Genomic DNA, 12,630 nt, shown 5'->3' on the forward strand with positions numbered 1-12,630 from the left:
ATTGATAGCGACCAGAAGAATTTATTAGCAGGGCAAGCGCCCGAAGATATGAGAAGCAGTGTACCCGCAAAAAGATGAAGCTGTCGATAATCTGCCTCACCTTATGCTTCTCTCGTAAAAACAATCGTCTGAAAACTGAACACTGTTTCATTATGTTTCTCTGTGAAGTGAGGTGCACATTTTTACCGGTCACTGTTTTACATTCTCTTAAAAACCTGCTTACAATTAAGTGGTATGACCTCTTACCATTATAAGATTGGGTTGAAGGATAAGGAGAACCGAAAATGGCGACAACCCTGTACCTGATAACGTTTCTGGCACTGATGGCGATACTTGCGTATCACCGTGCAGGCTTGAAACTGTTCACCGCCGCGGCTGCGGGAATGTTAATTGTTGGCTCTGTGATGGGCATTGTTGGCCAAATCAGCTGGCTGGTGTTCATCGCAATCGCCATTCCTTTGAACGTCCGCTCATTCCGTGAGTCTTGGCTGAGTAAGCCAGCGTTGAAGATGTTTAAAGGCGTGATGCCTGAAATGTCTCAGACCGAAAAAGAAGCGATTGACGCAGGCACCGTCTGGTGGGAAGCCGATCTTTTCCGTGGAGCGCCAGATTGGAACAAGCTACATGACATTCCTGCACCTCGCCTGAGTGCTGAAGAGCGTGCATTCCTAGACGGTCCAGTCAACGAAGTGTGCCGCATGGTCAATGACTACCAAGTCACCCATGAACTGGCTGATCTACCACCGGAGGTTTGGCAATACCTTAAGGACAACAAGTTCTTCGCTATGATCATCAAAAAGGAATACGGTGGTCTGGAATTCTCCGCGTACGCACAATCACTGGTCCTGCAAAAACTGACCGGCGTTTCAGGCGTGCTATCTTCCACCGTTGGTGTGCCAAACAGTCTGGGACCTGGTGAGCTACTGCAACACTATGGCACTACAGACCAGAAAGATTACTACCTGCCACGCCTGGCCAATGGCCTTGAAATCCCATGTTTCGCACTGACAAGCCCTGAAGCTGGCTCTGATGCAGGTTCTATCCCGGATGAAGGTGTTGTCACTAAAGGCATGTGGCAAGGCAAAGAAGTGCTGGGTATGTCCATCACCTGGAACAAGCGTTACATCACGCTGGCGCCAGTCGCGACCGTTCTTGGTCTGGCATTTAAGCTGAAAGATCCGGAAGGTCTTCTGGGCGATCAGGAGGATATGGGTATCACCTGTGCGCTGATCCCTACGGATATTGAAGGCGTGGACATCGGCCGCCGTCATTTCCCGCTGAACCTGCCGTTCCAAAACGGTCCTACCCGTGGTGAGAATATTTTTGTACCACTTGATTTCATTATCGGTGGTCCAGAAATGGCAGGCCAGGGTTGGCGAATGCTGGTTGAATGTCTGTCCGTTGGCCGTGGTATTACCCTGCCTTCAAACTCGACAGGTGGCCTCAAAACGGCTGCGCTGGCGACTGGTGCTTATGCCCGCATTCGCCGTCAGTTCAAATTGCCTATCGGTAAAATGGAAGGTATTGAAGAACCATTGGCACGCATCGGTGGTAACGCCTATGTCATGGATGCAGCCAGTGCATTGACCGTGGCTGGTATCGACTTGGGTGAGAAGCCTTCGGTCATCTCTGCCATTGTGAAATACCACTGTACCCACCGCGGTCAACGTGGCGTGATTGACGCTATGGACGTCGTCGGCGGTAAAGGTATCTGTATCGGCCCGAAAAACTTCCTAGCCCGCGGTTATCAAGGTGCACCGATTGCCATTACGGTTGAAGGTGCGAACATTCTGACCCGCTCGATGATCATCTTCGGTCAAGGCGCTATCCGTTGTCATCCATTCGTTCTGGAAGAAATAAACGCCGCTTACAAAGAAGACGAGCGCGAAGCTTTGGCAGAATTTGACCAGGCATTGTTTGGCCATGTTGGCTTTGTGATCAGTAACCTGGTTCGTTCGGTCTGGCTGGGCCTGACTGATGGCCGCACTTCCAGCGTGCCACGTAAAGACGAAACGGCACGCTACTACCAACAGATGAACCGCTACGCATCTAACCTCGCCCTGTTATCTGACATCTCAATGGCAGTGCTGGGTGGCAACCTGAAGCGTAAAGAGCGTCTTTCAGCGCGTCTGGGTGATGTTCTGAGTCAATTGTATTTGGCTTCGGCAACCATGAAGCGCTATGCCGACGAAGGTTACCAAAAAGCGGATCTGCCTTTGGTTCACTGGGGCATGCAAGATGCTATGTACCAAACTGAAGAAGCACTGGATGATTTCCTTGCCAACTTCCCTGCCCGCTGGGTAGCTGCACCGCTGCGTGCTCTGCTATTCCCATTCGGCACCCGTCGCACCAAACCAAGCGATTTACTGGATGGTAAAGTGGCTGCGATTCTGCAAACCCCAGGTGAAACCCGCAGCCGTATTGGCCGTGGCCAATTCCTTGAAGCCTCTGAGCACAATGCGGTAGGTAAGATTGAAAAAGCCCTGCTGGATATCCTTGCCGCAGAGCCTGTCTACCAGAAAGTGTGCGATTCGACAGGTCAAAAACTGCCGTTTATGTTCCTGGACAAGGTGGCTGAAATTGGTCTTCGTGAAGGTGTAATTTCAGAGAAAGAAGCAGACACCCTGCGTATTGCAGAGGAAGGTCGCCTCGAAACTATCAATGTTGACGATTTTGACCCTGCAGAGCTCGCAGCAGCGAGCAAAGCGTTGGATAAAGTGGTACACGCTGCTTAACATCAAACCCGATAACGACAAAAGGAGAAGCTTAGCTTCTCCTTTTTCTTTGCACTGAATAAACGGATTAAGCCGCTTTGTCCGGCTCTTCCGGTGGCGGTGCTTCCAGCTCCTCTTCCGTTTCTGCAGCAAGCTTCTTACGCTTGATCATACGAACGACGAACCAGCCACCGACCGCCAAGATAAGCAGCAAGATGTTGCCACCAATAATGGTGATCATTGCCATCTTTCTGTCTGCTTCACGTTTCTCAGCCGCAATGCGCTCATCTTCTATACGCTTACGCTCCGCTTCGCGCTCTTCACGCTCGATCTTCGCCTGCTCGATCGCCTCATAATCTGCCACGGCAAACGTCTGCTCAGGAAGATGGAACATCAAAGGGCGTCCGGAAAGCTTATCCGTACCATATAGCCATGCATGCCATTTATGACGCCCCGGCTCTTCGAAGTTATCGATATCGACGGTGAGCGCCGTGTAATCTTCGCCCGCTACGCCCTGATAGACAGATAACTTGCCATTGGGATCCGTAAACTCCGAATGTGCAGCGATTGAACCTGGCTCTATGCTTGCGGTATCAGACTCCACCAGAAGATGGTGAGGCAGCGCTTTTTTGCGGCTTTGTTTAAAGGTCGCCATCAGTGGCGTTGGGTACACCAAGACTTCCTGCTCCAGAGTGCGGAAAAACACGCCGTTACCTGAAGTGACCCGTGCGCGATATTTTCCAGGATGAGCATTCACAGAAAGCTCGACGGTAAACACGCCGTCACCGGCGTATTCATCCAACCCCGCCCCATCATCTTTGAAGCGGCCCAGAGACATTTCCTGCGGGCGCTGATCCACCGGAATGTCATCCACACTTTCCAGATACTCTGTAAAGGTAACGGTCAATTCAACACGATCGAGAAAATCCCTGAGATTCAGTGGCACATCACCTTGCATTAAACGGGCGGTAAACTTCAGGGTTTCGCCTTGGTAGAGACGGCTTGGGAAGGTATCTACCTTCATACTGAGTTCGGAGAGAATACGGATTTTGTTTTCAGGAGTGACTTTACCAATTGCCTGCCACGGGCCTGGCATTGGGTTTTGAATCGAAATAATGTCCATGTCCGCCTCTTTATGCCATGAAACATTATCGGGATGACGGAATTCATATAGCTTGGAGCCATCCGGCTGCACAAGCACAACCGGCTGACTGGGTTTTTGGCGATAGATAACAAAGGCAACCTGAGTAATGGTGGAATCGATACGGAAACGATTATTCAGTAACCGTATGTCTCGATCCGATGTCTGCTCCGCTGCGACGTTGAACGCCATCAGCAGAGTGAGCAGCAACCCAGCCCACCTTGTTTTCATACACTCTCCTGTTGCCTCCACAAACAGCTGCCATTCTTTTCGATGATATCGAGCTGCTTTTCATGTTCACTTAGTTCATCGGCAGAGGCACTGATAATCTTTAGTTTTTTCGTACCGGCTTCGACACGTCGAATGGCTTCACTTTCATCGCCTTCTTCGTTTGAATCACTACCACTGAACTTGAGCGTTGTCTGGCCACCTGTCATCAACAGGTATACATCAGCCAGAATCTCGGCATCGAGCAATGCGCCGTGTAGGGTACGGTGCGAGTTGTCTATGCCGTAACGTTCACAGAGAATATCAAGGTTATTCCGCTTGCCCGGGAATATCTTCTTCGCCATGGCAAGGGTATCGGTCACCTTGCAGAAGTCGTCGGTTTTGCCAATCGACGGATCCAGCATCTGGAATTCATAGTCCATGAAGCCGGTATCAAAGGGCGCGTTGTGGGCAACAAGTTCCGCGCCTTTGATAAAATCTAGGAATTCGGCATGAATATCGCCGTATTCCGGCTTATCACGCAAAAACTGATCGGTAATACCGTGTACGGAAATCGCTTCCGGATCGATTTCTCGATCGGGTTTGATGTACACGTGGAAATGGCGACCGGTCAGCTTGCGGTTGATGATTTCCACCGCGCCGATTTCAATGATGCGGTGCCCTTCGTAATGGGGACCACCTTCACGGTTCATACCCGTGGTTTCGGTATCGAGAACGATAATTCTGTCGTAACTGGCTTTCATAGCGGCACTTGTGTCAGACTTGGCGATTAATTTCCACAGATACTAACAAATATGGTCAAGCAGGTAGAAATTTTCACGGACGGTTCTTGTCTCGGTAATCCAGGACCGGGTGGTTATGGCGTGGTCATGCGTTATAAACAACACGAGAAAGAGATGAGCGAAGGCTTTGCGCTCACCACCAATAACCGCATGGAACTGCTGGCGGCCATTGTGGGTCTGGCGAGCCTGAAAGAGTCTTGCAACGTCACGCTGACCACAGACAGTCAATACGTGCGTCAGGGGATCACCCAGTGGATACACAATTGGAAGAAACGTGGTTGGAAAACCGCAGATAAAAAGCCAGTAAAAAATGCTGACCTATGGCAGCGTCTGGATACCGAAACCCAGCGCCACACTGTGGATTGGCAATGGGTGAAAGGTCATGCAGGTCATCCAGAAAATGAGCGCTGTGATGAACTGGCAAGAACAGCGGCAGAAAACCCGACAGGGCCAGACGAAGGTTACATTCCTTCTGAATAAACCTCTTATCCGCCGGTGCGGTAGTTCACACTCACCGGCGACAGCGATTTTTTCAGCTTCCACTTCGGTTTAATAGGTTTCAGCGGATAAGTTCGCTTACGGGCAACAATGAAATAGAGCGAGCCAATAGCAGGCAGAAGCCCCGAACAGGCATTTTCAAACCATACGCCGCACGTACGGTGGCGTGTTGCCGGAATCAGTCCGAAACACGACATTTCAACGATTTCGTAGTTTAACACTCCCAACCAGTCCCTCACCCGCAATGGCGTAAACATTCGTCCATTCCAAGGCAGTCGATTCTTGCGCCAAGGTATCAATCGGCCGATCCCCATCAAACTACTGGGATTAACTCCTGAAAGGATCAGATAGCCATCGTCTATCATGACTCTGTCGATCTCACGCAGCAATCGGTGAGGGTCATCCGTGTAGTCAAGTTGGTTGGCGAGAATGCAAACGTCAAAGGCTTTGTCGAGAAAAGGCAGGTCGTAGTTCTCGGCCTCCATGTTCCGCAAAGGATTGAGCTTGTCGATACAGACCTGATGCTGAATGTTACAATGCCCGGTCACCATCTCACAGCTGAGGCCACCAAGTTTCAGCATGTGGTAACCAAACAAGCGTGGCAACCACTCGTCCAGCCGCGTTTGCACGTGCGTGCACGCCCATTCGCCGTGCGCGAATTGGTCCCAAGTGTACGGGTATTCCAGTGGACGTTGGCTGCGTGCTGGTTTCATAGTGTTTTAGAGTTATAGCTGGAGAGATTCAATGCTATCTGTAACAAGCATACCTGCATTCAATGACAATTACATCTGGCTGCTAAAAAATGATGACAATCATTGTGTTGTCGTCGATCCCGGTGATGCCACGCCTGTACTTGAAGCCCTTAATAATGAAGGGCTGGAGCTGGATGGGATACTGGTCACTCATCATCACAATGACCATATTGGCGGTATCCGCACCCTGCTGGAACACTTCCCAGCCCTCTCCATTTATGGCCCAGCGACCGACCGTTTCCCTATGGTCAACCATCCTCTCAAACACGGTCAGAGTTTTACACTGTTCAACACTGACTTTACAGTTTTCCACGTTCCGGGACATACACTCGACCACATTGCTTATTACGCTGAGGGAATGCTGTTTTGCGGGGATACGCTATTTTCTGCAGGTTGCGGTCGGCTGTTTGAAGGCCTCCCAAAACAAATGCACCAGTCCTTGACACATCTGGCGTCTTTACCGGATGACACACTGGTGTTTTGTGCGCATGAATACACGCTTTCAAACCTGAAATTTGCTCTCGCGGTCGAACCGAACAATACTGCGCTTAACGAATATGTTGTTGAAGCTAAGGCACTTCGGGAGAAAAACATCCCCACTTTGCCGAGTTCGATTGGGAAAGAAAAGTGTATCAACCCTTTCCTACGCGCCCACATCGACAGTGTCAAAGCAGCGGTAAGCCAAGGTGCGACTGACTCTACGGATACCGAAACTTTTGCGGCGCTCAGACGCTGGAAAGATGAATTTTGACACAAGTCACTTGTAAGCAGGAGTTCCGGCCGAGTATCATCATCGGCCATTTTTTGAAAGGTCAGAGATTAATGAAGTTCCGTTATGTGTTAGTGGGATCGATGTTCCTCGCAGGATGCCAGATTACCGGCCAAAGTGATGTCGCAACCACGACTAACACGCCAGAGCAACAGGAAGAAGCGCTCCTAAAGACTGACATCGTTCAGACGCCAGTTGAAACCGAAAAGGTCGAGGAGACCAAACCTGTCATCACGCCTCAAACGCAGGACGATGTCTGGGAACGGATTGCCATGCAACTTGAGATGCCCGTACCTGAAAACAAGCGAGTTAATTACTACCGCAACTGGTACTTAAAGCATCCGCAACACCTCAAAACAGTCTCTGAACGCGCTGAACCTTTCCTGTATCTCATCACTGAAAAAGTTGAAGAGCGCGGCATTCCACTCGAGATCGCGCTTCTGCCAGTCGTAGAAAGCTCATTTGATCAATTTGCGTACTCCCATGGCCGCGCAGCGGGTTTATGGCAATTTGTTCCAGACACAGGCCGCCGCTTTGGCCTGGAACAAAACTGGTGGTATGACGGTCGCCGTGATGTCGTCGCTTCAACGGATGCTGCATTAGATTTGCTGGAATACCTTCACAAGAAATTTGATGGTGACTGGCTACATGCGCTGGCCGCTTATAACACCGGTGAAGGTCGCGTGTTCAGAGCAATCAAAAAGAACAAAGCCAAAGGGCTGCCAACTGACTTCTGGCATCTGTCCTTACCAAAGGAAACCAGCGGCTATGTACCCAAGCTGATCGCCGTTGCAGATGTGGTCAAGAACAAAGAACGTTATGGTTTGGATCTGCCAGCGATTGCCAATAAACCTGTGGTTGAACAAGTAGAGCCAGGTGTGCAGATGGACTTGGCGCTGGCAGCTAACTACGCTGGCCTGTCTCTGTCTGAGCTTCAAAGCCTGAACCCTGCTTATAACCACTGGGCGACAGCACCAGACGGTGCAAGCCACTTGCTGTTACCTAAAGATAATGTGGCTCGCTTTAATAGCAACCTAACGGAAAACAATAATCAGGGCGTGAAAGTGACCCGCTATAAAGTGAAAAGCGGTGACTCTCTGGGTCTGATTGCAAAACGCCACAATACAACGGTCAAAGTCATTCAACGTGCCAATAGCTTAAAAGGCACCAATATCCGTGTAGGCGAGCACCTACTGATTCCTGTGTCCCTAAAAGATGAAGGTCAGTACACGCTAAGTGCACCACAGCGTCTGGCCAAACTGACCAGTAAGAAACGTGGTGATATCAAACTTACTCATACCGTTCAAAAAGGTGATAGTTTCTGGACGATCGCACGCAAGCACGGCGTGTCACATACTTCGCTGGCACGCTGGAACGGTATGGCACCGAAAGATCCGCTGCGTATTGGTCAGGACTTGGTGATTTGGAAAAAAGCCGATGAAGGCGCACGTATTCGCACTATTTTCTACCAAATCCGTGAAGGTGATTCACTGAGCGGCATTGCAGCACGCTACAAGGTGTCCGTGTCCGATCTGGTGAAATGGAACTCGCTGAAGAAGAACGCATATATCCAGCCAGGACAAAAACTGAAACTGTATATCGATGTCACCAAAGTGAGCGCTTAGCTTCTAGTTTGTAAAAAAAGCGCGCAGCGTTTTCGCTGCGCGCTTTTTTGTATCAACAAAATTGATTACATCACCATAGGGTGTCGCTTCATCATCCTGATACCTTCCCGCTTAAAGCAATCCACCACCGGGTTTTCCGCCATATCGGCCCGCCATACAAAAGAAAGTGAACGTGAGATATCTAACTCTGGTACGTTCAGCGCCACCAACTTTCCGTCTTCAATATACTGCTCAACATCTAAGTAAGGTAAGCACGTAACATAAGGCCCATTGGCAACAAGACTTCGGATAACTGGAATATGTTCATACTCGCGCCAAACATCAAGGTCAGCGATATGGCGAGAAATTGCGCTCTCAAAAGCCATTCTTGTTCCCGAACCATGTTCACGCAAAATCCATTGCGCCTGCTCCAGCTGCGCCATACTTACGCGTTCACGTTTGGCAAAAGGATGATGAGCCGCTGCCACAATCGTTAGGTGATCCGTGCACCATGGCTCCTGATGCAGACGATTGTCATCTACACGACCTTCAATAATCCCCAGATCATAGCGGTAATCCAATACACCCTGAATAATAGAGCTGGTACTTCGCACGCCTAAGGAAATTCGAATTTCTGGAAAGTCATTATCAATAATACTGATAAGGTCCGGAACCAGGTGTTCTGCTGGGGTTTGACTTGCCCCAAGGCGGATTTCGCCGCTCAACAGGTGCTGGTCATAGAAGCCCATTTCAATCTGCTTGGCGTCTCTCAACAACCGCTTGGCCTTTGGTCGAAGCCATGCTCCCCAATGCGTCAGGATAAGACGTTTCCCTTTCCTTTCAAAAAGCGGCCTGCCCAACATTTTCTCGAGCTGAGACAGCGACATACTGGTCGCAGACTGGGTCAAAGCCAGTAAATCTGCCGCCTGACTGACGCTGCCGCAATCCGCAACGGCATCGAAAACTGCCAGTTGTTTAAGTGAATAGCGCATGACTTCCCTCCCCAGAAAAGCAGCGAACGTTAAACCTCTTTATTTTTATGGGTTTATTGTACTCACCCTAAAAAATTCATCAATAAAATTGAATACAAAGCAAAGGATTATCAATTGTACTTGACCACTCAATCACACTTACTCTGAAAGGGAAGTCAGGTATACCGCCCGACTCGAAGAAAAAGGAAAACACCATGAAACAACACAGGAGGGGAAGAAATGACAACTGCGTATTCTGATCACGACTTCGTCTCAGTGAAAGGCTTCTCTGCGGCTGAAATGATGTCCGAGGCAGAGCGCTATGCACTGAAGAAAATCAGCAAAAGAAGTGGAGCCACCATCAGTCTCGCTGTGCTAGCTGGCGCCTTTATCGGCCTCGCGTTTCTTTTCTACATCACAGTCACCACAGGTAATGACAGCGCAAGTTGGGGAATGACCAGGCTGATTGGCGGACTCGCATTCAGTATGGGCCTGATACTTATAGTGATCTTTGAAGGCGAGCTGTTTACCAGCACAGTACTTTCTAGTATCTCCTGGGCCAACAACCAGGTAGGCATCGGAAAGCTTTTCAGTACCTGGGGCAAGGTCTACCTAGGCAACTTTATCGGCGCGATGATTTTGCTAGCGCTGGTAACAGCAGCAGGGCTATACCAGTTGGATGGCGGTCAATGGGGGCTGAATGCACTCAATATAGCGCAGCATAAGCTCCATCACACTTGGCTTGAAGCTTTCACGCTCGGCGTGCTCTGTAACATTCTTGTCTGCACAGCGATTTGGCTAACCTTTTGCTCTGCAAATCCTGTCGTCAAAGCTGTGATGACTATGCTGCCGGTCGCCATGTTCGTGTCCAGCGGTTTCGAGCACAGTATCGCCAACATGTTTATGGTTCCGCTGGGTATCGTCATTTCTCACTTTTCACCGGACGCTTTCTGGACGCAATTAGGTGTATCAGCATCAAGTTACGCTGACTTAACTGTTTCCCACTTTATCGTTAATAACCTTATCCCAGTGACGCTTGGCAACGTTGTCGGTGGTGCTGTACTGGTTGGCCTTGCCAACTGGGGGATTTATACAAAGCAAATGCAACAACCTGAAATGCTGGCCGTCAACTCGCCAGTGACACTCAATAAAGCCAGTAAGGATTCTGCCATGATGAACAAAATGAAAGTTAAAGATCTGATGAATACCAGCCCTATCGTATTGAAAGCCACTGATCGCACTGCAGATGCTATTGATGTGCTGCTTTCAAACCAACTGACTGGTGCTCCGGTTTGCGACAATCAACTGCACGTGGTCGGCTTCTTCTCAGTGCACGATGTGATGGTCAACCTATGGTGTGAGGACTACCTACCAGATGCAGAACAATGCGTAGGCGACTTAATGAACGACGATGTGACAGCTCTTAGCGCCAACGAAAGCCTGATTGATGTCGCTGAATTTTTAGTCGTCGACAAAGAAAAAGCCTTTCCTGTTTCTGATATGGGTATTGCAACCAGCCTAAGCTATAAACCACTTAAAGACCGCGTTTGTGAAGCGAAAATGAGTAAACCTCATATCCTTCCAGTACTGGAAAACAATCGTCTGGTTGGCGTAATCTCTCGCTCAGATGTATTGAAAGCGATGCGCCCACTCTACAATGCGAATGAAACAATCAGTCAAATGTCGCAGGCAGTCTGAAAAAGAAAGGCAGCGTTAATCGCTGCCTTTTTCTTTTGCCTCATCAAACACAAAGCTCGCTTCGAGCCTCGCGTGATCGGAGGCGGGAGTATCGATAGATTTAGCGTGCTGTAACGTCACACCACGATAAAATACGTGGTCCAACGGATGGCTGAAAACCCGTAGCCTTTCATCTGGCTGAAAATTCGCTTCCTTTAGCCCAATTGAACTTAACTTATCTCTCACGACAGACAGTCGTTCATTACTCCAGGTGTTTAAGTCTCCTGCAATAATCAAAGGCCCCTTAAGTGGCTCTACCGCTTCTACCAACACATCCAGTTGCTCAGAGTACTCAGTCACGCCATAAGTAAAATTGATACTGTGAAGGTTAATCACAGACAACACTTCCCCATTGGAAAGCGGGAAAGCACTGTACAACGCACTCTTTGGTAATCGTAAGTAGGGTTCAACCTTGGTATAAGCACAGACTTTCTCTGGAATAGCTTCAGACAACGTCATCACGCCTGCTATTTCCCCATTAATCGCAAAAGCATAAGCCTGATTACTATGCCAGCCACTTTGTTCTAGATAGCTAAGCATTTGTGGTTTGGTTTGCGCTTCCTGAAGCAAAATGATGGTGTTGTCCGCCGCCAGCGACTTAAGTTCAGTATCCCAACCTTCCAACTGCTGTTTATAGATATTCCATACAGCGATGTTCAAAGGCTTCGATACATCAATCTCCGAAGAACTTTTATACTCGCGGCATTTCACAGCACCTTGCCCTGAAGCAAGCTGAGGTGAGTCAGGGACATCAACAAGAAAGTAGACGAGAGCAATACCTAGTAGAAGAAATGCGGTAGAGAGAATAACCCAAAGGCTTCGAAGTTGATTCATAGTGCCGATTAGTGTTTGAGAACTAAACCAGCCTGAAGGATACACATAAACAGTCACTCCCGCACAGGGATTTAAGAGCAAAGCCAAACACCAAAATGCAAAAAAGCCCCAGCATTACTGCTGAGGCTTAAAGGTGGCAGGGGTGGAGGGATTCGAACCCCCAACACGCGGATTTGGAATCCGCTGCTCTGCCAATTGGAGCTACACCCCTGTTGCTGTTTTTAAGAGTTAGCTTCTCTTTAAGAAGTGGCGGAGCGGACGGGACTCGAACCCGCGACCCCCGGCGTGACAGGCCGGTATTCTAACCAACTGAACTACCGCTCCACACTTAAATTGGATGCCTGGCGATGTCCTACTCTCACATGGGGAGACCCCACACTACCATCGGCGCTGTTACGTTTCACTACTGAGTTCGGCATGGAGTCAGGTGGGTCCATAACGCTATGGTCGCCAAGCAAATTCGTTAAAATCTTGGAAAGTGACTTTGTTTGTTCTCGTTCTTACACATTCAATGTTCTCTTCGAGTCCGTCAAAACCCCTTGGGTGTTGTATGGTTAAGCCTCACGGGCAATTAGTATCAGTTAGCTCAACGCCTCGCAG

At 49.3% G+C, this 12,630-nt stretch carries 10 protein-coding genes, 2 tRNA genes and 1 rRNA gene; 5 read left to right on the forward strand and 8 right to left on the reverse strand.

Annotated elements, in window-relative coordinates; all coding sequences use genetic code 11:
• The first annotated feature begins 284 nt into the window (after positions 1–284).
• The gene (gene fadE, locus G5S52_RS13490) at positions 285–2,735 is read left to right on the forward strand and encodes an acyl-CoA dehydrogenase FadE (RefSeq protein WP_165014636.1); all 2,451 of its coding nucleotides are present in this window, start codon (positions 285–287) and stop codon (positions 2,733–2,735) included.
• Positions 2,736–2,802: 67 nt separating this feature from the next.
• On the opposite strand, the gene G5S52_RS13495 is transcribed toward fadE, so the two are convergent.
• Complete coding sequence (locus tag G5S52_RS13495; RefSeq protein ID WP_165014639.1) at positions 2,803–4,086, reverse strand: TIGR03503 family protein; 1,284 nt, start codon at positions 4,084–4,086, stop codon at positions 2,803–2,805.
• Entirely contained in the window at positions 4,083–4,826 is a 744-nt protein-coding gene (gene dnaQ / locus G5S52_RS13500) for a DNA polymerase III subunit epsilon (protein ID WP_165014644.1), read from the reverse strand. The genes G5S52_RS13495 and dnaQ overlap by 4 nt, the downstream gene beginning before the upstream one ends.
• Positions 4,827–4,877: 51 nt before the next feature.
• Between dnaQ and rnhA the strand changes: the two genes are divergently transcribed.
• Positions 4,878–5,345, forward strand: coding sequence for a ribonuclease HI (gene rnhA, locus G5S52_RS13505; RefSeq protein WP_046302853.1), 468 nt, complete (start codon positions 4,878–4,880; stop codon positions 5,343–5,345).
• A 5-nt stretch (positions 5,346–5,350) separates the two neighbouring features.
• Here the strand turns inward: rnhA and G5S52_RS13510 are convergent, their stop codons facing one another.
• On the reverse strand, positions 5,351–6,076 hold the full coding sequence (locus G5S52_RS13510) for a methyltransferase domain-containing protein (protein ID WP_046302852.1): 726 nt from the start codon (positions 6,074–6,076) through the stop codon (positions 5,351–5,353).
• 31 nt (positions 6,077–6,107) lie between these two features.
• Between G5S52_RS13510 and gloB the strand changes: the two genes are divergently transcribed.
• Positions 6,108–6,866 carry a hydroxyacylglutathione hydrolase gene (gloB, locus tag G5S52_RS13515; protein WP_165014647.1) on the forward strand — a complete coding sequence of 253 codons (759 nt, stop codon included), beginning with the start codon at positions 6,108–6,110 and terminating at the stop codon, positions 6,864–6,866.
• A gap of 71 nt (positions 6,867–6,937) precedes the next feature.
• Positions 6,938–8,509, forward strand: a complete 1,572-nt coding sequence (locus G5S52_RS13520; protein WP_205743894.1) for a lytic transglycosylase — start codon at positions 6,938–6,940, stop codon at positions 8,507–8,509.
• Between the two features lie 65 nt (positions 8,510–8,574).
• Here G5S52_RS13520 and G5S52_RS13525 read toward each other — a convergent pair whose 3' ends face one another.
• Positions 8,575–9,480 (reverse strand): LysR substrate-binding domain-containing protein, encoded by a 906-nt coding sequence (locus G5S52_RS13525; protein WP_002537981.1) that lies wholly within the window; start codon positions 9,478–9,480, stop codon positions 8,575–8,577.
• A gap of 219 nt (positions 9,481–9,699) precedes the next feature.
• Here G5S52_RS13525 and focA point away from each other — a divergent pair, with 219 nt between their 5' ends.
• Entirely contained in the window at positions 9,700–11,157 is a 1,458-nt protein-coding gene (gene focA, locus G5S52_RS13530; protein WP_165014650.1) for a formate transporter FocA, read from the forward strand.
• Between the two features lie 15 nt (positions 11,158–11,172).
• On the opposite strand, the gene G5S52_RS13535 is transcribed toward focA, so the two are convergent.
• The 4 genes from G5S52_RS13535 to rrf all read right to left on the reverse strand — a co-directional run bounded on the left by G5S52_RS13535 (position 11,173) and on the right by rrf (position 12,485).
• Positions 11,173–12,030, reverse strand: coding sequence for an endonuclease/exonuclease/phosphatase family protein (locus tag G5S52_RS13535; RefSeq protein WP_165014653.1), 858 nt, complete (start codon positions 12,028–12,030; stop codon positions 11,173–11,175).
• Positions 12,031–12,164: 134 nt separating this feature from the next.
• A tRNA-Trp gene (locus G5S52_RS13540) sits at positions 12,165–12,241 on the reverse strand.
• A 36-nt stretch (positions 12,242–12,277) separates the two neighbouring features.
• Positions 12,278–12,354, reverse strand: a tRNA-Asp gene (locus tag G5S52_RS13545).
• Between the two features lie 15 nt (positions 12,355–12,369).
• Positions 12,370–12,485 (reverse strand): 5S ribosomal RNA (gene rrf / locus G5S52_RS13550).
• Between the last annotated feature and the right edge of the window lie 145 nt (positions 12,486–12,630).

It is taken from the genome of Grimontia sedimenti (genome assembly GCF_011045095.1).
Classification (GTDB): Bacteria; Pseudomonadota; Gammaproteobacteria; order Enterobacterales; family Vibrionaceae; genus Enterovibrio; species Enterovibrio sedimenti.

Bases quoted from the DNA above. Each gene is read 5' to 3' on its own strand.
- fadE (WP_165014636.1), top strand. From the start codon at position 285: ATGGCGACAACCCTGTACCTGATAACGTTTCTGGCACTGATGGCGATA.
- G5S52_RS13495 (WP_165014639.1), bottom strand. From the start codon at position 4,086: ATGAAAACAAGGTGGGCTGGGTTGCTGCTCACTCTGCTGATGGCGTTC.
- dnaQ (WP_165014644.1), bottom strand. From the start codon at position 4,826: ATGAAAGCCAGTTACGACAGAATTATCGTTCTCGATACCGAAACCACG.
- rnhA (WP_046302853.1), top strand. From the start codon at position 4,878: ATGGTCAAGCAGGTAGAAATTTTCACGGACGGTTCTTGTCTCGGTAAT.
- G5S52_RS13510 (WP_046302852.1), bottom strand. From the start codon at position 6,076: ATGAAACCAGCACGCAGCCAACGTCCACTGGAATACCCGTACACTTGG.
- gloB (WP_165014647.1), top strand. From the start codon at position 6,108: ATGCTATCTGTAACAAGCATACCTGCATTCAATGACAATTACATCTGG.
- G5S52_RS13520 (WP_205743894.1), top strand. From the start codon at position 6,938: ATGAAGTTCCGTTATGTGTTAGTGGGATCGATGTTCCTCGCAGGATGC.
- G5S52_RS13525 (WP_002537981.1), bottom strand. From the start codon at position 9,480: ATGCGCTATTCACTTAAACAACTGGCAGTTTTCGATGCCGTTGCGGAT.
- focA (WP_165014650.1), top strand. From the start codon at position 9,700: ATGACAACTGCGTATTCTGATCACGACTTCGTCTCAGTGAAAGGCTTC.
- G5S52_RS13535 (WP_165014653.1), bottom strand. From the start codon at position 12,030: ATGAATCAACTTCGAAGCCTTTGGGTTATTCTCTCTACCGCATTTCTT.